This is a genomic window from Enterococcus italicus, from assembly GCF_023743875.1.
GTDB classification, from domain to species: Bacteria; Bacillota; Bacilli; order Lactobacillales; family Enterococcaceae; genus Enterococcus_G; species Enterococcus_G italicus.
On sequence record NZ_JAMRVB010000001.1, the window covers coordinates 1,221,514 to 1,242,476 of the forward strand.

The window sequence follows — 20,963 nt, forward strand, 5'->3', positions numbered from 1 at the left end:
TTTGCGCCTCTTTTTTTCACTAAGATTACTCACGAATAGAAAAAAAGAAAGGGTCTCCTACATTATACCATGCAGGAGATCTTTCTTAGCAATCTTCGACTACAATATACGTCACTCTTAATGGGCCGTGTACCCCTTCGACTAACACCATTTCAATGTCTCCCGAGTTAGACGGTCCAGAAATGAAATTCAAGGCAGATCCTGTCGTTTCACCTGCTTTGACTTTTGCTGCGTATTGATCTGTAGCCTGTGTAATCCGAGGAACAAGCTTGCTAATCGGAACAATAGCAATATAATTGGTAGGCAAAAAGTGCAATGTGCGACCTTGGCCTGCCGATGATTCTAGCGCAACCGTACCTGACTCTGCCAAAGCATATTCAGCAAATACAATCCCAATGTTTGCTCGTTGGGCCTCAAAAATATTTTTCTCGCGCTTATCGGCCCCTTTTTGCCAAACATACGTGTCAGGTCGTTGATACAACTCTGACAGTCCATACTCTTCAAATCGATCATCGTCTGGCAAAATCATCGATCCTTCTCCATATTCTTTCACTTGTGCTGCCAAAGTAGCTGGCAGCTCTGAACGAACTGTCGTCACTAAATGACAATGCAAGGCCGCGCATTGCTTTTCTAACACTTCAAGTAATTCCATTTGTGTCAAATCACTTAATGTTTCATGCGGCAAATTATTCATAAAGGGTACTTCTGGATCTGTTAAGCTATGGCGTTCATAGCTTAAACAATCAGCCAAATGGTTCAGAAAGTTTTCTTTGTTTTCATTGGTTGTAGTGACCATCTTACTTCCCTCCCGTTTGCGCTTTAGCTTTTTGATGTTCTTTAAACCAATGACGGAAGTTGTCTTTGGCTTTTGGTGGACGTGGTAAATCACGGTAATCTGTCCAGTTTTTAGCCATCGCAGGTGCTTTGTTTAAGTAGCCATCATGGTTGTATAGGTTATTGACACTCATATCTTTTTTCTTCGTTACTAGCGCTGAGCCTGCATGATCGACTTTTTCGACCATTTTGAAGACAATTGGCGATGCCGTTACACGACCAATCATTTTCATTGTAGCATCGTCAATACCATGCTTCATTTTTAATTCATTTGTCATCACGGTACGATGTTCAATCAACAGTTTATGCAATGGAATTTTGACCGGACATGTATCCGTACATGCGCCACAGAGACTAGATGCATAAGGTAAATCCCCAAATTCTTCATAGCCACCTAAGATTGGTGACAAAACAGCCCCCATTGGACCTGGATAAATTGAACCATAGCCATGACCGCCAATATGACGGTAGACTGGACACACATTTAGGCAAGCACCGCAACGAATACATTGCAGCATTTCTTGAAATTGTGTACCTAATGCATTGGAACGACCATTGTCGACAATAACGACATAGAAATCTTCTGGTCCATCTGATTCATCTTCATGCTTGCGACCAGCAAACGTCACATAGCTCGTTAATTTTTGACCAACCGCACTGCGACAAAGCAAATTGTCCAATACTTCTGCTTCTTTGATACTTGGGACGATCCGTTCCATCCCCATTAAGACGATTTGTGTTTTAGGAATACTAATACATAAATCAGCATTTCCTTCATTGGTCACTAAATTGATCATGCCACTATCAGCAATTGCAAAGTTACAACCAGAAATACCTAAATCAGCTTCTAAGAATCGTTCTCTCAATATTTTACGAGCAAACTTTGCCAAATCCACAGGCTCATCCGAACCCACATAGCCTAATTTTTCGAAAATTTGTTTCACCTGGTGGCGATTTTTGTGAACAGCGGGGAATACGATATGCGAAGGTTCATCCCAATCATCCATTTGCAAAATAAATTCTGCCAAATCAGTTTCCACCACACTGACCCCCGGCATTTTTTCAAACATCGGATCCAGCCCAACTTCTGTCGTTACCATGGATTTTGATTTCACAATTTTTTTAATTTCTTTTTCTAAAACAATTTTACGCACAAAATTTTGGGCATCTTCTTCTGTTTTTGCGAAGAATACATGGCCGCCTTGTTTTTCGACATTGTCGCTAAATTGTTCCAAATAATCAGGTAAATGGTTCAACGTATGTTGGCGGATTTGTTGGCCTAGCTCACGCCATTGTTCCCAATTTCCCAATTCCTCTCGTGCACCTTCACGCTTAATCCATTGAGCATCTTGAGATTTTTTTAAAGCGGCTTGCATTTGTTTGTCTTCGATGTTTTCTGTACATCGTTCATCGAAAGATAAGGTACTCGTTTTTAGTCCCATGTATCCGTCCTCCTATGCTAACGCCTTTTTTGGAATAGTTACTCGTGTCGGATCGATATCGTGATTTAAGACTTCTGCAATGTGCATAATTGTAATCGGTTGACCCTCACGGTTAAATTTCCCACCGATATTCATCAAACAAGCCATATCCGCACTAATTAATACTTCGGCACCAGTGTCAATGATATCATTCATTTTTTCGGTCACCATCGCATTGGAAATGATTGGTTCTTTCACAGAAAATGTACCACCAAAGCCACAGCAATTTTCGATATGGGGAATTTCTACATATTCTAGTCCCTTTACATATTTCATTAATTCAAAAGGTGATTCGCGCTCACCTAAAATTCGAGTCATGTGACAAGAACGGTGGTAAGTTACTTTTTTGTTTAAAGTAGCACCAACATCTTTTAATCCTAAGACATGGTACAAAAATTGCGTAAATTCATATGTTTTATCGTGTAATTTTACTGCTTCTTCATAGTAGATGGGATCATCTTTAAAGAACTCCGCATATTCTCTCATAGAGGCTGTGCAACTTCCTGCAGCACCTACGACATAGTCTGCATCTTTAAATGCTTCCAATTGATTAATTAATACTTTTCGTGATTCTTCTCGATAGCCACTATTTAATGTGGGTTGGCCACAACAAACTTGATTTTCAGGGTATACTACTTCAACGCCAAAGCGTTCAAGAACTTCTACTATCGCTATCGATACATTTGGAAAAAGGGCATCTACGACACAACTCGTAAATAAACTCACTTTCATGATCGTCATCTCCTACATTAGAATAATTTTAGTATACTCCTTTTCAAAATACCTTTCAAAAAAAAATTACCTTTTTTTGACGGAAAGAGTAATCTGTATAAACAAAAGAAAACGGACGAGAAAGCTTGTTCTCATGCGTTTTCTTCTAATTTATACTAATCGTTTTCTTAGCTGACCAGAAATAAAATCAATTATTGTAACAGTTATAATTATTCCAATTAAGATAATTCCAACCCGACTCCAATTTCGTGCATTGATGGCAAAAATCATTGGTGTACCAATCCCACCAGCGCCAACCATCCCTAAGATTGAAGCAGAACGTACCGCTAATTCAAAGCGATACAGCGTGAAGGAAATAAATTCAGGTACGAGCTGAGGCAATGTCGCATAGGCTAATATATCCCAACGATTCCCTCCAGCACTGACGACTGATTCAGATGGACCTTGATCCATATTTTCAATGGCTTCACTATATAACTTAGCCAACATCCCAATCGAATGGACACTCACTGCTAATACCCCTGCAAATGAACCTGGTCCGACTGTTTTAATAAACATAATGGCTAAAACAATTTCTGGAAACGTACGAATTGCTGTTAGCATAATTTTTCCGCTTCCTGAGACAAAACGATTTCCCTGTTTCGTACGCGCAGCCCAAAAGGCAAATGGAATACTCAATAAAGAAGAAATAAACGTTCCTAAAAAGGCAATCGCTACTGTTTGAATCATCAAGGACACCAAATCTTCGCCATCACCTGTGTACACATATGCCCAATCAGGATGGGTTAATCCTTGAAAAATTGATCCTACAATTTCTTTTACATTTTCTTTGACACCTGTAAATGGAATACCAGAGAATGCCCATATATATATAATTAGTAACAATAGAGCAATCAGCCAATTTCTTACCAGATGTTTTTTTGGTTCAGCCGGCATCATATTAATCGCTCCCTTAACTTATTACTAATTGTATCAATAATTAATACGACCGCAAAAATCACGAGTACAATAATTGATGTTTGGTCGTAACGGAACTGACTGAGTGAACGTTGCAAGTAAATCCCGATTCCCCCAGCACCGATATACCCTAGTACTGTCGATGCCCGAATATTAATCTCGAATGCATAAAGTAAGTAGCTTAAAAAATGACTCAAGACTTGTGGTAAAACGGCATAACGAATAATATCTAATTTTGATCCACCTGAAGCAGTAATGGCTTCAATCGGTCCATCATCAATTGTTTCAATAGATTCAAAAAACAATTTGGATACCATCCCAAAGGTAAAGACGGCCAAAGATATAACCCCAGCTACCGGTCCAATCCCAACAATTGCCACAAACAGAGCCGCTAACATCAAATCAGGAATGGTTCGAATAATATTTAACACAAAACGAAAGACACCCGTAATCCATTTACTATGTACGACGTTTCGAGCTGCAAAAAGAGAAAATGGAAACGCAACTAATGCCCCAATGGTTGTACCAATAATCGCCATTTGTAGCGTTTCTAGAATCGGATCAATAATAATTGAAACATAGGACCAATCCGGACGCGCCATTTTTTCAATGATAATATTCATCTGCCCAGCATTCATCAAAAAACGAGGAATGTCGACACCAGAGATATCGCCACTTACAATCAAAATAAGAATAAAAATGACTAGCCACAAGATATTTTTCCAGAGTCCTCCACGTTTTGGTAGAGTCTGTGAATTCATTAGACGATCGCTCCTTGTGCTTTTTCTTCTAGAATTTCTCCGCCGTAAATGGCTCTTAGCGTTTCATCTGTCGCCTCTGCTACCGGACCATCAAATACAAGACTGCCATCGCGTAATCCAATGATACGCGTACCGTATTGACGTGCCAATTCAACTGAGTGCAGATTGACAACAATCGTAATGCCAAAGTCTTGGTTGATGCGTTTCAAATCATCCATTACTTTTTCCGTCGTTACCGGGTCCAATGACGCGACCGGTTCATCGGCTAAAATAATTTTTGGTTTTTGTGTTAAGGCGCGTGCAATCGATACTCGCTGTTGTTGGCCACCAGAAAGTTCATCCGCCCTTGTATAGACTTTTTCTGCTAGATTCACACGTTGCAATGATTGATACGCACGTTCTTTATCTTCTTTTGGAAACAATCCCAATAACATCTTCCAAGTTGGATGGTATGCCACTCGTCCAGTCAATACATTACGTAAAACACTTGAACGCTTCACTAAATTAAAGCTTTGGAAAATCATGCCTATATCCCGACGAATTAATCGCAATTCTTTGCCTTTTGCTTTGGTGATTGATTGATTGTCGATTAATATTTCACCACTTGAAATTTCATGCAGACGATTAATTGCCCGCAACATAGTCGACTTACCTGCACCAGACAATCCGACAACAATGACGAATTCTCCCTTTTTGATATCAATGTTTAAATCACGCAACCCGTGTACCCCATTTGGATAAACTTTGTTGACTTTTTTAAACGAAATAATCGATTGATTTTCCTCTGTCACTTTTTTTCCTACTTTCTTTTGATAAAAATAAAAAAACACAATGCAAAAGGGTATCGGCAACACTCGATACCCTTTGTCTATTTTATAGAAACAGCTGCTTATTGTCCAACTTCTTTTGCGTATTCACGAACGATATCAAAATTGCTGTCTTTTGATTTCACATATCCTTCATGAGAATAGACAGAAGAAATAATTTCTTTTCCTTCTGGGTCGTTCCCGATTGCAATAAAGGCGTCTTGGATTTTTTTGTCCCATTCTTCACTCATATCCGAACGAACACTGATTGTATCGTTTGGAATAGGTTCAGTGAAATACATTGGTTCTACTTCATCCATAATTTGTGGATAGTCTTTCTTCACTGTATTACGGGCATCTTCAAAGACAAAGGCTGCGTCCACATCTCCATTTAGAACGGAAAGAACAGCTTGGTCATGACCTTTCACTTGCACTGTTGTAACATCTTTATTAATATCAATTCCTTTTTTCTTCAATTCAGCAACTGGCCATACATAGCCTGCTGAAGATGTTACGTCTTGCGTTGCGATTTTTTTCCCTTTTAAATCATCAACATCTTTAATATTGCTTCCTTTTTTCACAACAATCATTGAACGGTAACTATCTACTAATTTATCTGTACTCTTTCCACCAGGTTGAGAAATGCCATAGCGCTGTGCTTGAAGAAGTACTTTCACACCACTTTGTTCATGAGCCAATACATATGCGTTTGGTGGTAAGAAACCAACATCCACTTGTTTAGAACCCATTGCTTCTACAATGGTATTATAGTCAGTAGAAACACTTACAGTGACTGGAATGCCTAATTGCTTACTCAATAATTTTTCCAATGGTTTCGCTTTTGCTTCCAATGTTTCAGCAGATTGTGAAGGAACGAATTGTACCGTTAATTTTTTTGGCTCATAGCTTCCATCTTTTGATGAAGAACTTGATGAACTAGAGCTCCCACATGCCGCTAATGTAACTGCTGCAGCTAAACTCAAGCCAACTGCTGCCAATTTCTTCCAAACTTTCATCCTTATTCCCCTTTAGTAAATGTTTTGCAATTAAATACGAACAATTGCTACTAAATTATAAATGAATAATCGGATAGTATCAATGATTTTGTATTATATTTTCATGAGAATTAGCTCCTGTTTTGCTAAGAATTTCCTTAAATCCTTTTTTCTAATCGACACGAAATATTTATCCTACTTCTCATTTCCTTATCCACTCGTTACTATACACATCTTTCATTAGGATTGGTTTGTATTTATGTAAAAATTATGTAAAGAAAAAGGTCGTGACTAAAGCGATTAGATTCGAGCGATAAGCTCACAAATTCTAGAAATTGGTTCTCAATTTTTGGGATTTTTGACTTATTGCCGAAGAATCTGCTTTTGGAACACCGTTTATTAAGGTCGTGACTAAAGCGTCTAGATTCGAGCAGTAAACTCACAAATTCCAGAAATTGGTTCTCAATTTAATTGTTTAGTGACAAGCAAACAGCCAGAAAATCCAGAAGTTGGTTTTCAAACTTTTGGATTTTCTGACTGTTGCTTGTAGCTAATTCTGTCTCGCTGTTTTCTTCAGATTGAGCAACACAAAATTATGTCACTTATATCGACTTATTCTCGATAGTAATTAGGATCGTATTTGTCTGTTTCAATGTAAATATATGCTTTTTTTCCAGCTAACTCTTGACGAATCGCTGCTTCTATCTCATTAATAATTGCATAGCCTCTCGCCTCTTGCGTATCCAATAAATCAATCTTGGCAGCAATCATAATTTCATCCGGACCTAAGTGAATGGTCTTGATATCAATTAAACGCTCGACATCGGCACGATTAAATGCCAGCATGATTTTCTTTAGATCACTAGCCGTAACGCTCTCGCCAACGATCAAACTATAAAATTCACGAGCCAAAAAGATTGCCGCACCTGTCAATAATAGTCCAATCAATAACCCACTCAAAGCATCAAACATTGGGTTATTGGTCAACATGGTTGCCACCGTTCCGATAGCTGCTAAACCTAGCCCGATTACCGCACAAAAATCCTCGGTAAAGATAATCAAAATTTCGCTATGTCGACTTTCTCTTAAAAAGGTCAAAATCGCTTGCTTTTCTGTATTCAATTCGTTGATTTCTTTAAACGCAACACGCAAAGATGATCCTTCGACGACGATTCCAAATACCAAAATCAATAAAACAATCCACGGGTTATTGACTTCATGACTGGGATGGAATAGTTTTTCGATGGCTTCCATGATACCTAAAATTCCACCACCGAAAAACAGCATCGTCGCAACAATCGTGCTAAAGAAATACTTCGCACGAGCTTCACCAAATTGATGCAAGTCGCTTTGTCCTTTTTTGGACCGTCGATCACCAAATAATAACAATATTTGATTACTACAATCGACAACACTATGAATGCTTTCATTTAACATCGCTGCACTACCACTAATAAAGTAACCGACAAACTTACTAATTGCTACTAATATATTGGCAATCAATGCCGCTATGACCGAACCCATTCCCTTTGACTTTTGCTCAACCATATAATCCTCCTTATATTTCTGATAGTGGCTTTAGATGTTTCTCAGAAATAGCTTGCACTTTCTTGACGCGACGAATGTACTTTTCTTCTGCTGAGAAGTCCGTTGTCAACCATGTTTTAACAATCTCTAGGGCAATCGCCGAACCGATAATTTTTCCACCTAAACACAACACATTGCTATTGGTATGCTCGCGTGCTAATTTGGCACAAAATGGATCTTGGCAGACTACTGCATCAATACCCAAAATCCGATTAGCAATCAGAGCACTCCCATAGCCTACACCATCAATAAAAATACCCCGCTCTGCTTCTTTGGTTGCGACTTTTAAAGCTGCTGGATAGACATAATCAGAAAGATCAACGGCCTCTTCCGTGTATGGACCTAAATCTTGCACTTCATGCCCCATTTCTTCAACAAGTTTGATAATTTCTTTTTTTAATACGACTCCTGCGTGATCACTCGCAAATACAATGTTCATCTTATAATTGCCCCTTTCTATTCCTTGTTAGTATACGCCAAGATGATAGAGAAAAAAAAGCCGAACGCATAGAATCATTGCTTCTATGTCCGACTTTACTGTTTATGCCAATAACGCAGTGATTGCTGCTAATAATCCAAAAATAACGCCCGGCGCATTCGCTAAAATAACGGGCCAATCTTTTTTGCGTTTCCCGTATCCGTATACAACCCATAATGAGCAATTAATCGCTGCTACAAACGGTTGTAAATACCCAGTGGGATTACCGGTTAAGTTTCCATAAATTTGTGGTCCATACGATACATACATTAAAATTGCCGTTATTGTAGCAACTTTCGATAAAATTTGATGCCATTTTGCCTCTTCCATCCTACACGACTCCTTAAAATTTCACTATTTGTCCATTTTACCAATATGTGAGAGAAAGAACAATGGAAAGGTCACTAGCGCACACTTGTTTGCTTTTGAATGAATGAGTTACTCAAAAAATCGTGTAATTCGTCTCCTAAATTGACGAATTACACGACTCAATTTTATTTTTTCATCGTACGATTCAAAGTCATCGCATTGATTGCTACAATCACGGTACTAAATGACATCAAAATCGCACCGACAGCTGGATTCAAGACAATCCCGATTGGTGCCAAGACTCCTGCTGCTAGCGGAATAGCGAAAATATTGTATCCCGCGCCCCACCAAAGATTTTGAATCATTTTCTTACGGGTAGCTTTCGCTAAGTCTAAAAAGTGCAAAATATCTTCAGGGTTGCTATTGGTTAAGACGACATCAGCCGAATCAATGGCGACATCAGTCCCTGCGCCAATCGCAATACCAATAGTCGCTCTTGCTAAACTTGGCGCATCATTAATGCCGTCGCCGACCATTGCCACACGCTTGCCTTCACGAACAAATTTTGACACGATTTCTTCTTTGCCATCTGGTAACAATGCCGCGTGAAATTGTGTGATGCCTAAGTAATTTGCTACTTTAGCTGCCGCTTCTTGATTATCCCCAGTAAGCATCACTGGTTCGATTTGCCGTTCACGCAAGGCCTTAATAAAGTTCTTGGCTTCTGGCTTGATTTCGTCGCCTAGTGCAATTAATCCGACAATTTTGCCCGCTACTCTTAAGAAACTTATCGTATCTCCTTGTTCTTGATACCGACGCCAAGTTTTGGCATCAAGCGTTTGTTTTTCTTCATCTGTCAAAGCTTTCTCATTTAAAATAGTCAATTCTTTGCTTGCAACCGTACCGCTTAACCCTACACCAGTCACGGCCTTTGTGTCTGTAGCGTCCAAAGGTTTAATTCCTTGTTCATGAATGTACCGCATGATTCCAATAGCGATTGGGTGGTTCGCTGTCTTCTCAAGAGCACCAAGGTATTCCAAAAATTCTGTTTTGGAAAGCTGATTATCAAATTGTTCCACACCTGTCACAGCAAAGGTTCCTTGTGTGAGTGTGCCTGTTTTATCAAGTAAAATCATCGACAAATCATGTGAATTTTCTAGTGCGTTGCGATTCTTCAATAAGAGGCCATTTTTAGCAGCAATAGAGGTCGAACGAGCAATAACGAGTGGAATGGCTAATCCAAGTGCGTGAGGACAAGCAATCACAAAGACCGTCACCATCCGATCTAGTGCAGTCGGCAAGTCGGCCGCAATAAGCCAAACGACAAAGGCCAAAAGACCTGCGATCAATGCAACATAAAAGAGCCATTTTGCGACTTTGTCTGACAGAGCTTCTAGTTTTGATTTCTCAGCTTGTGCCCGTCGCACCATCGTCATAACTTTTGCTAAGTAGCCTTCTTCACCGGTCCCAGTGACTTGAATGGTGAGCGTTCCTTCACCATTGACTGACCCACCGATGACTGCATCAGCGACTCCTTTTTTCACTCCTCTTGACTCACCGGTGACTGCTGACTCATCTACTATCGATTGACCAGCTACAATCGTGCCATCGGTCGGCATTTTGTCTCCAGAGCGGACGACTAACGTATCGCCTTTACGAACATCTTGTAAAGAAATGACTTCTTCCTTGCCATCGGTGACACGAGTCACTTGATCTGGCAATAACTCCGCCAGCTTTTGCAATGCATCACTGGCATTCATTACGGCATTCATTTCAATCAAATGTCCCAATAACATAATGACGATTAATGTTGCCAATTCCCAAAAAAAGTTCATGACATCTTTTCCTAAAAAGGTCGTAGCAATAAAGGAATAGACACTATAGACATACGAGACAGTAATCCCCATGGCGATTAACGTCATCATTGCGGGATTTTTTTGTTTTAATTCCGACTTGGCGCCACTTAAAAACGGTTGCCCGCCATAAAAGAATAAAAAAGTAGCCAAGATAAGCACGAGCCAATCTGATCCTGGAAATTGAAATTGAAATGGTAACGTGACCCCCATCATAGGCGACATCAACACAATAGGAATCGCCACAATCAATGACAACCAAAATTTTTGCTTAAAATTTCCCATATGCATACTGTGATCCATGCCACCGTGCATGTCATGATCCATGTTCATACCCTCATGCATCGCGTGATCCATATTCTTATGATCCATGTGACTCATCGATTCATCCATTGAGTGAGCCATTTGTTCTTCTTTTGACATTGATACATGCGCTTGTTTTACCTTAGCCAATTCATCTTGCTCTTTTTTCAATGCAATCCCTTCTCTCATCATACGTTTACAACAGTAAACAGTTTATACATTTACTATACCACCAAGAAGATGATTGTCAAATCAAAACCCTCTCTTTCCATACTAAAAAATTTCGGTATAATAGAAACAACACCATCATGGGAGGTTACAAATGAATACACAGTTAACAGCCAAAGCCGCCGTCAAAGACACCTTCCCCACTATGTTGGGGTATATCGGTATCGGCATCGCCTTTGGGGTCGTCGGTAAGGCTGCTGGTTTTTCGACACTTATTATTTTTTTGATGTCTTTCATTATCTATGCTGGGTCGGCACAATTCATTACCGTTAGTTTATTGGCCATAAGCACACCCATTCTGTCCATTGTTTTGGCCACTTTTTTAGTCAACGCGCGGATGATTTTGATGAGCATGACCGTCGCTCCTTTTTTCAAGCAAGAATCATTGCTTAAAAACATCCTCATCGGTACCTTTTTGACAGATGAAAGCTTTGCATTAGGAATGAACAAACAAATCGCCACTGACCATCAGCTATCCTTCGCTTGGTTCAATACTGCGAATATATTGTCTTACGGCACTTGGGTGGGTTCGACATTAGTGGGTGCCTTGATTGGCGCCTTCATCCCTAACCCTGAGTCACTCGGGCTAGACTTTGCGATTGTTGCGATGTTTATTGGACTGCTTTATTTGCAAGTGGCCACCAATCGGCAGTTGTCACTTGCCTTACAACTAAGCTTAATCGGTCTGACCTTTTTGGGGATTTATTTTGGCATGATCATTATTCCCCATTCATTACTTGTACTAGTCATTACCTTAATCGTCTGCGGAATAGGAGTGGTCATCAAACATGCCTTCAACTAGCTATATTTTATTAACTATCCTAGGTTGCGGCCTTGTTACATGGGTTTCACGTATCCTTCCATTCGTTCTTTTAAAAAAGGTGACTTTACCCAAAATTGTCATTGATTATTTACAATTTGTCCCACTCGTTATCATGGCTGCTTTGTGGTTTGATAGTCTTCTTGAACCTCAAATCGGACAATTTCCTCTTATCAAATGGACATATGTTGGCGCCTCTCTACCCACAGTAATCAGCGCCCTAATTAGTAAAAATCTCTTCGTAATCGTCCTAGTTGGCATTGCCTCATTGGCATTGATTCGCTTCTTTTTTTGAAATCGTAGTCAAAAGATTCGCAATATTCCGCATTTTTTTATAAAATTAGTCTAACTGAGAACTATTCTCAAATTATGGAGGTTGCGTATGACATCAATTCAAAAACGAATTACGACACGAAGAACAGCAAAAAAGAGTTTGGATACTCCCGTCAAAAAAGACTTATTGATCGAATTATTAGGTCAAGCTAGCAATGCACCTTATCATAAAAAGGAACCTTGGCTGGTCAAATTAATCACGACTACCGAAGAAAAAGAATTTCTTTACCAATCAATCATCGACTTCTATCAAGAAATCGGGCTGATTAACGATGAAAAATCGCAGGAGAAGTTCACTGTCAAAATGAATCGATTGATTCGTCAAGCACCAGCCACGCTATTATTTGCCCACGAAGTTTTTCCGGAAAACAACCGGTTGAATTCCGATGCTGCTTTAGCAACTGCCGCACTTATTCAAAATTTTTCACTTCTATTGGCAGAACACGACTTGGTCGGCTTTTGGGCCTCTTCTCCCTTTACTTTAGAACCCACCTTCGCCAAAAAAATCGGCTTTCCAGAAAACTATGCGCTGATTAGTAATTATCGTGTTGGCTATCGTGATCCAGAAGCCAAGGTAAACAGTGGAAAAAGAAGACCCACAAGTGAATGGGTCAGTGATTTACTTCCTTAAGAACCCGTCATTCATTTCTGGAACAATATCCGCCATTTCGTTTCTTCTTCTTTGAATACTCTAGTTACAGCTTCACATAAGGGATGCTGAGAGACTTAGCACCCTTTAGCTGAAGCTTATTTTGACTTGCTTAGAATCTTAGCTAGCATCCACTAGGCAAACCCGCTTATAATCAATACAGAGAGGACGTGATGACCCATGAGATTTGGAGAACGACTGAAACAAGCACGTACAAAAATTGGGAAAACTCAAGAAGAAGTGGCAGCTTATTTACACGTTTCTCGCCAAACCATCTCTAGTTGGGAAAACGAACGCAGTTATCCAGATATCAGCAGTTTACTTAATCTAAGTGATTATTATGGTCTTTCGTTAGATGTTTTACTAAAGGAGGATGCCGGTATGGTAGAAGAAATGAAGCGCAAGGAACAAGAAAGTAAATTGAAAAAAATGTGGAGTCTTTCGTATATAATGAATATAAGTTTTCTTATCATCATTATTTTAGGTTCTGTTTTTAAATGGTCTCCTTTCCAGCTCGGCTTAGGGGCCCAAATTATGGTGACAGCTATCTTATTGCTCAATGTCGGACTACTTTCACTTTTAACAAATGAATGTCAATTATTAAAAGGAAAACCTTCTAGTTTTATCGTCCAATCGCACCGATTCAAGCGTATACTGGTGGTTGAAGGGATCGCCTTATTTATTATTGGTGGCCTAACGATTTCCCATGTGCTACCTACCTATACCCTCTTTGGGGTTATCTGTGGGATTGTTTCGGCTAGTATCTTCGCCTACGTCATTTTGACAGTTACGGTGAAAAATCAAAAGAACAATCGCTAAGCCGAACCAAAAAGAGTCTCCCGATATTCATCAATCATCAGCCTGCCAGCATTTTGCTAACGGCCGAGTTTCTGATGAATCGGAGACTCTTTTTTATTGCCCTCTATCGAACACTCACTTTATTACCAAGTATCATGAGCAATTTCTTGCAACAACGTAATCTTGGCCCATTGTTGTTCTTCGGTCAGTTTATTTCCTTCTTCTGTTGAAGCAAATCCGCATTGCGGACTAATGCACAGATTCTCAAGTGGAACATATTCGGTGGCTTCTTGGATGCGGGCTTCAACGGCATTTCGATCTTCTAACTCTGGGAATTTTGAAGTAATCAAGCCTAGAACGACGCGGCTATCAGGATTGTCCCAGTAACGCAATGGTGCAAAATCTCCTGCGCGATCGGAATCATATTCTAAAAAGAAGCCATCATACTGTGTGGCAAATAATTCTTTGGCAATCGGTTCATATCCACCTGAGAACAGCCAAGAAGACGCGTGATTGCCACGACAAATATGTGTCGTAATCGTCAAATCAGCTGGTTTGTCTGCCAATGCTGCATTGATGATTTGCGTACATACTTGGGCAATTTCATCTGGGGCAATCCCTTTTTCTTTTAAGGATTCTCGCTTGCTTGCATCTGCCAAGAAGGCCCAGTTGGTATCGTCAAATTGCAAATAACGACAGCCATGTGCATAGTAGGCTTGGACAGCGTCATGATAGGTTTGGCCCAAGTCATGATAAAAATCAGCGATATTTGGATAGATTTCTGCCAATTTTGAAGAGCCATCATTGGCCAAAATTTCTTGACGTAAAATCATCGTTGGACTTGGAATCGTTGCTTTTGCGACTGCTTCACCATCTTGTCCGACTTCTTCTTTTAAGAAATCAAAGTCCCGTAAAAAGGAATGATCAGCTGGGAAGGCTAGCTTGCCGACTAACCGAATATTGTAAGAAGGAGCGGCTTTGCCATGAAATATTTGATTGTATCCTTGTTCGGGTACATAGCCTTCGACCCCGGTCAGCTGCTCTAAAAAGTCAATATGCCAAAACCCTCTACGAAATTCGCCATCTGTGATTCCTTTAAGTCCTACTTTTTTTTGCTTCGCTACTAATGAAACAATCTCTTCGTCTTCTACTGCTCGTAGCGCTTCTTTATCAATCGTACCGTTAGCAAACGCCTCACGCGCATCTTTTAATCGTTGTGGTCGCAAAAAGCTACCGACATGATCCACTCGAAATGGTTTTGTTTCTGTTGTCATATTCGTTCACCTATCCTTTTCTAAAAATAAAAAAGCCCCCTGATAACCAAACTTGGCTATCAAAGGACGAATAATCGTGGTACCACCTTTTTTGGGAAATAGACTTTCCCCACTCTTCCTGAATACATCAGGTATCAGGTTACTTGATAACGGAATACACCCGCTCTTGACTACCTATCGCCAAGAGATTCTCAAAGGCCATCTTCATTTGCTTTTATTCGATGCTTTCCACCAACCAACATCTCTCTATGCGCCAAAAGCGAATTACTTTCCTTTTCAATGAATCAAACTATGCTAATTGATAGCATCATATCACGTTGATTCAATTTGTCAAGTTTTTGACAGAATGTTCTGAAAAATGGGCACTTCTATTCAAATGGATATACTAGGCCCCATTGCGAGCGAATACTCGTCAATGTTCCCATCACATCGCGAATCATCGTCAAATTTTCTTCGCCGGACTGATTGGTAATGTAGTCTTCCATATCTTGAATTTCATATTGTAAGGCCTTGTCTGTCTCACCACTCGTTATTGTTTCGACTTGTCCAGATTCCGTATACGTAATGGTCGCTTTTTCAGCGCGAGGATAGTTACTAATTTCAATAAAGCCCTTTTCACAAGCAATCACGCCGCGTTTGGGTTGTTTTGCTCGCATAGTTAAGGCAATGACGGCCATCTCACCGACCTCATTTTTTAGTAAAATCCCTGACGTTTCATCCACACCCGTTTCAAAGTAATTTGCTGTTGTTAAAACCACATTTGGTTTTGCTGTCATAAAGAAACGTGCAAACGATGCCGCATATACGCCGATGTCTAATAAGGCGCCACCTGCTAATTCTTTAGAGAAGAAGCGATTGTTCACATCATATTCTTTGCAGCTACCAAAGTTCACTTGAACCATCTTCACTGCACCTAGTTTGCCACTTGCGACGATGCGACGGAGTTCTTTGTACAATGGCATATGAAACAACGTCACACCATCTGACAATACTAAATTCCGCTCTTTTGCCAATGCCACACATTCTTCTAGCTGACGATCATTGACTGTAATTGCTTTTTCACAAAAGACATGCTTGTCGGCCAAAAGTGCTTGGCGAATCATTTGTGCATGCAAGTTGTGCGGTGTGGCGATGTAGACGATGTCGACCGTGTCATCAGCAACCAATTCCTCAAATGTTGCAAATACATGCTCCACATTGTATTTCTCAGCAAATGCTTGGGCTTGTTCCTCCCTGCCACTTGTCACACCATAGATTTCTCGTCCCGATGCATGCAATGCAGCAGCCATTTCATTAGCGATGACGCCCGTTCCTACTATTCCCCATTGGTAGCTCATTTTGTTTGACTCCTTTCGATGACTCGTTTTCCTTCTGTCGTTACGACAATTGCTTTCGTTGCGATTTGATAAAAAAGAGAGGTCTCCACAACCCCGACGATAGCCGAAAATTGCTGCGCGATTGCTTCACACGTGCCACTATCAATTGTGACCTCAAGCAATAGATTGCCATTTTCTGTATAGGTGTAGCCATCGCTCGTGGCACTCATACGAGCGGTGACTTGATAGCCTAGACGCAGCACGTCAGCTTTCACTTTGGCCAACGCTTGGGGCAAGACCTCCAGCACTAATGGGACCTTGAATGAAAGAGTGTCTGACACTTTTGACTCATCGACTAGCAAAATATAGTCGTCCGCCATCGTTGCAATTATTTTTTCCTTCGTATGAATACCACCGCCACTTTTCAGAGCATTGAGTTGTTCATCGACCTCATCGCACCCGTCAAATGCTACAGTCACATGATCGACTTGATTCATCGGCACGACCGTCAACTCAGCTGCTTGACAAAGTTTGGCCGTCGTCACAGAGGGCGTGACAATTGTGACGTCTAGTTGTTTCGCTTGAATCATTTCCACCAAATAAGCAATTGTGCTCCCTCCGCCTAGTCCAATGATGCTATGCGGTTTGATGTAATCAAGCGCGTATTGGGCACACCGTTTCTTCATCCCTATTCCTCCAATTCACCAACGAACGGTTCCTTTGAATTTAATTTCATAATAATTATAACTATGAAATTAAATTTCGTCAAAAGAAAACCGTCTGCTTTTCGACTGACAAAAGGCAAACGGTCTTTTTTATATTTTACTATCAGAAATCATCTGTTCATGCCGGCGAATCCGCTCGAGGCGTTCAGGGTCTTCAAACGCAAGCAATAAAAAGAACGTCTCCATGACCAACATCGCTGAAATACATGAAAAATAATAATCTTTTTGAAACAAGCGCTCCCGAGTCGCTGTCGTCACATGCAAATCTGCCAAGGTCGCAATTGGCGACTGGCGATTATTCGTCAACGCAATAAGATACAAGTGCTGCTCCTTGCAGTAATGAGCCGCCTGGATCAACGGCCGTGTCTCGCCTGAATTAGAAATAATGACCACCAAATCATCTTCAGTCATCGTCAATAAGTAGGCCGCAGCCGTATCCCAAATATCAAATGCACTCGCCGCAATCCCTATTTGGTTAAAGCGATAGGCCGCATCCATCGCGACGGGGATCGTGTTGCCATAAGCTAAAAAAATAATGCGTGGCGCTGTACGAAACTTTTCTAAAATCAAGGAAACTGTCGCTTCATCTAGCTGTTGGAAAGTCTGATCGACCTCCGCTAATTTATTCGCTTGGATATGTGCTAGACGTTGCTGATACGCACTTAGCGTCCCTTTTTCATCCGTCTCTGGCAAGGTCGCTTGCGCCAGCTCAATCTTCAATGCGTGAAACCCAACTAATTCTAACTTGCGACAGAAACGACTAATCGAGGCTTCACTGACTTGACTTTCTTCTGCTAACTCCGCAATCGTCATATTGGGAATTTTTTGGGGTGATTTTATAATATAATCTGCAATCTTCATCTCTACTGTCGAGAAGTTCGCATAATCAACAAATAATTTATCAATAATCGACATTGCCTTGACCTCTTTCTTGCAAAAACTCGTGTTGTAGGTATTGTAGCACGGCTTTTGTCAAAAAGGATAGCGCTTCGTGTCGCTTCAACTAGCTTAATGTGCCATCATTTCTTGAGCAATTTCTAGTTTTGACTGACTATTTGGATAATAAGTTGGCCAGTTATCCATTTCATCGAGTAATTGTTCTTGGCTTTCGCCACCAAAGAAAATATGGAAGTGGCTTGTTTTCACAGGAGCAATAGCATGGTCGCTAAATTGAACGTATTTGTACTTGCCCGCATTCGCATCTGTCGCTTCAAATAAATAGCGAACACCACGATTGCCTTTTTTATAAGTCACTATTTTGTAGCCTTTGTATTGATACATATAGCGATGATGCTCCCGATTCACAACAAAGTCCATCGTGTTATCTTTAATGATAATTTGATTGACATCTGTCTTATAGCCTGTTTCATAATAGGCTTTGTATTCTTCTGCTGTCATATCTTTGTTTAATTTCGCTTTGTAGTCAAACACTTGATCAAGGGTGCCATCTTGTAATAATGGGTATACTGACTGCCAATCACCACTATAGTCACTCAAGGTCCGATCTTTGACTGCACCGTCTTCAAAATAACCATTTGCCACTGTGTGTTTTGATTCCGTCGTTGTTTCAGGCTGGGCGGATTTACCGGCAACGGAAACGGTTTTTTCCAAAGCAGTTAGATTATCTTTCATGACAGAAAGATAATCCTCACCGTTTTTCATTTGTTCTTTGGTTAAGCTTTCAAGAGGGTTCAAAACCAACAATTTAACGTTTGCTTCATTTGCCAACGTCCGCGCAACTTTATCACTGGCATTTTCTTCAAAGTAAATGTACTTTAGGCCATTGGTTTGCACATATGCTTTTAACTCTGCTAATCTAGTCGGGCTTGGTTCTTGTTCCGGTGACAAACCGGCTATTGGTACTTGCGTTAAGCCATACTCTAGTGCTAGGTAACCAAATGCTGCATGTTGCGTCACAAAACTTGTTTGCTTCGCAGCACTCAATGTTGTTTGGTACTCTTTATCCAAAGCTGTTAATTGGGTTAAATAGTTCTGTGCATTCGCTGTAAAGACAGCTGATTTTTTCGGATAGAGTTTTGCCAATTGATTTTTAATGGATTCGATTTCTTTCATGGCTAAGCTAGGTGCCAACCAAGTATGCGGATCTAATTCATGTGAATGACCTTCTTCACTTTCAGAATGTCCTTCCTCTTCTTCTGTTCCTGGCAATAAGACCATATTTTTGGTACCTTCAATGATGTGCGGTGCATTTTTTTGCCAACTCTTGGAAGCTTTAGTCACCCAGCTCTCCAAGTTGGGATTATGATAGACAAAGACATCTGCTGACTGGATGTTGGCGATGTCTTTGGCTGATGGCTCATAATCATGCGGTTCTTGCCCTGCAGGAACGAGCAATGTCACATTCGCTTCGTCACCTACGATTTGTTTGGTAAATTCATACATCGGATAAAATGTCGTCACAATGGATAATTTATCCGATGCTTTTTCTGTTTTCTTTGTAGCGTTGTCAGTACCACATGCTCCTAGTATCCCTAGTGCTAGCATACTTAGCCCCAAATATTTCCAACTTTTTTTCATCAGTCTCTCACTTTCTAACGAATCCCTGCTTTCGTTCGTTTGTATGTTTTAATGATTTTTAATGCGCGTTTCTTTGTTTTGATATTTGGACTTTTCAAACGACGATACGCGCTGGCTAAATCTGTTTTTTCCATATAATCCTCCTTATTTCACTTCACGAAAAATGGCTCTTCGCCGCAATTTTGGGGAATATTTTTTTAACGCCAATCTTTCAGGATTGTTTCGTTTATTTTTACTCGTTAAATAGATTCACTCACCTGTCTCCACACATTCTAAGATAATTGATTGCCTCATTAATTTTCTTCCTCTCTACGTACGTTCTGATAGATATGCTTCAATCTGAATCTGTTCATCGTAAGAAAACAATCCGGACCCCGCTTCTCTTATTAATTCTTTTTTTAAATCAATTGAGACTTCCCAAAATCCATCAATTTGCATAAACCTTTTTTCATCATATTGTTTAAAAATTGGATACAATGACAAAAATTCAGCAAAACTTAAATGCTCCGCCTCATAAAAATCAATAACCCATCCTTGATCGATTGCCATTTGTGTTGAGTTGCTTGTCTCTGTTAGGATTCCTTGTTTTACAAACTGTTCATACACTTTTGCTTTCAATTCCACTTGCTCAGGTGCATGAGAGAAAAAAGCAACTCCTTGTTCGACTAGTGGGGGATAAATGATTTCCATTTGTTTTTACTCCTTTTCTTGTACTTTTTGCCCTTTATAATAGCCTTTTAAAGAAACATGGTGGCTTCTTCGGTATTCACCAGAAGCCAAATCAAATGAAAGATTCGGCGCTTTGATGACTTGGTGCGTTCGACGTGCTCTTTTTTTTGCCTTACTTGTTTTACGTGCTGGTACTGCCATTTTGCATCCCCCATTAACTCACCAACTGGCTTTCTTCACTCCAGGTATCTTCCCTTGTAAAGCTAATTCACGAAAATGAATACGCGACAGACCAAATTTGCGCATATATCCTCGAGGTCGGCCATCTAGTGAATCACGATTACGGTAGCGATTGGGATTAGCAGTCCTTGGTAGCCTCCTTAGCCCTTCGTAATCTTTTGTTTCTTTTAGTTGTGCTCTGAGATCAGCATATTTGTCAATCATCTGTTGTTGCTTCGTCACTTTGACTTGTTTTGATCGTTTTGCGATAAATGACACTCCCTTCATTTGTTTCGTT

Annotated in this window: 24 protein-coding genes, 1 pseudogene and 1 other annotated feature; of the genes and pseudogenes, 4 read left to right on the plus strand and 21 right to left on the minus strand. The window is 40.3% G+C overall.

The genetic code is table 11. From position 1 onward, the window contains the following. Window positions 1-85: 85 nt before the first annotated feature. The 11 genes from NE257_RS05880 to NE257_RS05930 all read right to left on the minus strand — a co-directional run bounded on the left by NE257_RS05880 (window position 86) and on the right by NE257_RS05930 (window position 11,216). A complete protein-coding gene (locus NE257_RS05880) occupies window positions 86-796 on the minus strand; it encodes a LutC/YkgG family protein (RefSeq protein WP_251885984.1) in 711 nt (236 codons plus the stop codon). 1 nt (window position 797) lies between these two features. Continuing rightward, window positions 798-2,276, minus strand: coding sequence for a LutB/LldF family L-lactate oxidation iron-sulfur protein (locus NE257_RS05885; protein ID WP_251851780.1), 1,479 nt, complete (start codon window positions 2,274-2,276; stop codon window positions 798-800). A gap of 12 nt (window positions 2,277-2,288) precedes the next feature. Beyond that, window positions 2,289-3,047 carry a (Fe-S)-binding protein gene (locus NE257_RS05890; protein ID WP_251885985.1) on the minus strand — a complete coding sequence of 253 codons (759 nt, stop codon included), beginning with the start codon at window positions 3,045-3,047 and terminating at the stop codon, window positions 2,289-2,291. A gap of 150 nt (window positions 3,048-3,197) precedes the next feature. Beyond that, window positions 3,198-3,986 carry a phosphonate ABC transporter, permease protein PhnE gene (phnE, locus tag NE257_RS05895; protein ID WP_251885986.1) on the minus strand — a complete coding sequence of 263 codons (789 nt, stop codon included), beginning with the start codon at window positions 3,984-3,986 and terminating at the stop codon, window positions 3,198-3,200. Beyond that, the gene (gene phnE, locus NE257_RS05900) at window positions 3,983-4,765 is read right to left on the minus strand and encodes a phosphonate ABC transporter, permease protein PhnE (RefSeq protein ID WP_251885987.1); all 783 of its coding nucleotides are present in this window, start codon (window positions 4,763-4,765) and stop codon (window positions 3,983-3,985) included. The genes phnE (NE257_RS05895) and phnE (NE257_RS05900) overlap by 4 nt, the downstream gene beginning before the upstream one ends. Next, window positions 4,765-5,556 carry a phosphonate ABC transporter ATP-binding protein gene (gene phnC / locus NE257_RS05905; protein ID WP_251851783.1) on the minus strand — a complete coding sequence of 264 codons (792 nt, stop codon included), beginning with the start codon at window positions 5,554-5,556 and terminating at the stop codon, window positions 4,765-4,767. The genes phnE (NE257_RS05900) and phnC overlap by 1 nt, the downstream gene beginning before the upstream one ends. Window positions 5,557-5,654: 98 nt before the next feature. Further along, on the minus strand, window positions 5,655-6,587 hold the full coding sequence (locus NE257_RS05910; protein WP_251851784.1) for a phosphate/phosphite/phosphonate ABC transporter substrate-binding protein: 933 nt from the start codon (window positions 6,585-6,587) through the stop codon (window positions 5,655-5,657). 591 nt (window positions 6,588-7,178) lie between these two features. After that, entirely contained in the window at window positions 7,179-8,114 is a 936-nt protein-coding gene (locus NE257_RS05915) for a cation diffusion facilitator family transporter (protein WP_251854680.1), read from the minus strand. A gap of 10 nt (window positions 8,115-8,124) precedes the next feature. Continuing rightward, complete coding sequence (locus NE257_RS05920; protein WP_251885988.1) at window positions 8,125-8,592, minus strand: RpiB/LacA/LacB family sugar-phosphate isomerase; 468 nt, start codon at window positions 8,590-8,592, stop codon at window positions 8,125-8,127. 102 nt (window positions 8,593-8,694) lie between these two features. Further along, window positions 8,695-8,961, minus strand: a complete 267-nt coding sequence (locus NE257_RS05925) for a hypothetical protein (protein WP_007207978.1) — start codon at window positions 8,959-8,961, stop codon at window positions 8,695-8,697. A 164-nt stretch (window positions 8,962-9,125) separates the two neighbouring features. Beyond that, window positions 9,126-11,216, minus strand: coding sequence for a heavy metal translocating P-type ATPase (locus NE257_RS05930; protein ID WP_276532349.1), 2,091 nt, complete (start codon window positions 11,214-11,216; stop codon window positions 9,126-9,128). A gap of 202 nt (window positions 11,217-11,418) precedes the next feature. Between NE257_RS05930 and NE257_RS05935 the strand changes: the two genes are divergently transcribed. The 4 genes from NE257_RS05935 to NE257_RS05950 all read left to right on the plus strand — a co-directional run bounded on the left by NE257_RS05935 (window position 11,419) and on the right by NE257_RS05950 (window position 13,945). After that, on the plus strand, window positions 11,419-12,126 hold the full coding sequence (locus tag NE257_RS05935; protein WP_007207976.1) for an AzlC family ABC transporter permease: 708 nt from the start codon (window positions 11,419-11,421) through the stop codon (window positions 12,124-12,126). Then, window positions 12,113-12,439 carry an AzlD domain-containing protein gene (locus NE257_RS05940; protein WP_251885989.1) on the plus strand — a complete coding sequence of 109 codons (327 nt, stop codon included), beginning with the start codon at window positions 12,113-12,115 and terminating at the stop codon, window positions 12,437-12,439. Before NE257_RS05935 ends, NE257_RS05940 begins: the two co-directional genes overlap by 14 nt. Window positions 12,440-12,526: 87 nt before the next feature. Further along, entirely contained in the window at window positions 12,527-13,108 is a 582-nt protein-coding gene (locus NE257_RS05945; protein WP_251854678.1) for a nitroreductase family protein, read from the plus strand. 198 nt (window positions 13,109-13,306) lie between these two features. Beyond that, window positions 13,307-13,945 carry a helix-turn-helix domain-containing protein gene (locus NE257_RS05950; RefSeq protein ID WP_251885990.1) on the plus strand — a complete coding sequence of 213 codons (639 nt, stop codon included), beginning with the start codon at window positions 13,307-13,309 and terminating at the stop codon, window positions 13,943-13,945. A gap of 122 nt (window positions 13,946-14,067) precedes the next feature. On the opposite strand, the gene NE257_RS05955 is transcribed toward NE257_RS05950, so the two are convergent. The 10 genes and pseudogenes from NE257_RS05955 to rpsN form a co-directional block, all read right to left on the minus strand. After that, a complete protein-coding gene (locus tag NE257_RS05955; RefSeq protein WP_251885991.1) occupies window positions 14,068-15,198 on the minus strand; it encodes a 5-methyltetrahydropteroyltriglutamate--homocysteine S-methyltransferase in 1,131 nt (376 codons plus the stop codon). Between the two features lie 59 nt (window positions 15,199-15,257). Next, window positions 15,258-15,487, minus strand: a binding site (T-box leader). Window positions 15,488-15,566: 79 nt separating this feature from the next. Further along, a complete protein-coding gene (locus tag NE257_RS05960) occupies window positions 15,567-16,535 on the minus strand; it encodes a Gfo/Idh/MocA family protein (RefSeq protein WP_251885992.1) in 969 nt (322 codons plus the stop codon). After that, window positions 16,532-17,200 (minus strand): ribose 5-phosphate isomerase A, encoded by a 669-nt coding sequence (rpiA, locus tag NE257_RS05965; RefSeq protein ID WP_251885993.1) that lies wholly within the window; start codon window positions 17,198-17,200, stop codon window positions 16,532-16,534. The genes NE257_RS05960 and rpiA overlap by 4 nt, the downstream gene beginning before the upstream one ends. Before the next feature lie 129 nt (window positions 17,201-17,329). Further along, window positions 17,330-18,154, minus strand: a complete 825-nt coding sequence (locus tag NE257_RS05970; RefSeq protein ID WP_251885994.1) for a MurR/RpiR family transcriptional regulator — start codon at window positions 18,152-18,154, stop codon at window positions 17,330-17,332. Between the two features lie 93 nt (window positions 18,155-18,247). Beyond that, window positions 18,248-19,777, minus strand: coding sequence for a metal ABC transporter solute-binding protein, Zn/Mn family (locus NE257_RS05975; protein ID WP_251885995.1), 1,530 nt, complete (start codon window positions 19,775-19,777; stop codon window positions 18,248-18,250). A gap of 14 nt (window positions 19,778-19,791) precedes the next feature. After that, complete coding sequence (locus tag NE257_RS05980; protein ID WP_007207967.1) at window positions 19,792-19,911, minus strand: putative metal homeostasis protein; 120 nt, start codon at window positions 19,909-19,911, stop codon at window positions 19,792-19,794. A 10-nt stretch (window positions 19,912-19,921) separates the two neighbouring features. Then, a pseudogene (rpmG, locus tag NE257_RS05985) lies at window positions 19,922-20,071 on the minus strand (50S ribosomal protein L33). A 15-nt stretch (window positions 20,072-20,086) separates the two neighbouring features. Further along, window positions 20,087-20,467, minus strand: coding sequence for a hypothetical protein (locus NE257_RS05990; protein ID WP_251869242.1), 381 nt, complete (start codon window positions 20,465-20,467; stop codon window positions 20,087-20,089). Window positions 20,468-20,473: 6 nt separating this feature from the next. After that, window positions 20,474-20,647 carry a 50S ribosomal protein L32 gene (rpmF, locus tag NE257_RS05995; protein WP_251869243.1) on the minus strand — a complete coding sequence of 58 codons (174 nt, stop codon included), beginning with the start codon at window positions 20,645-20,647 and terminating at the stop codon, window positions 20,474-20,476. 18 nt (window positions 20,648-20,665) lie between these two features. Next, window positions 20,666-20,935, minus strand: a complete 270-nt coding sequence (gene rpsN / locus NE257_RS06000; RefSeq protein WP_251869290.1) for a 30S ribosomal protein S14 — start codon at window positions 20,933-20,935, stop codon at window positions 20,666-20,668. Between the last annotated feature and the right edge of the window lie 28 nt (window positions 20,936-20,963).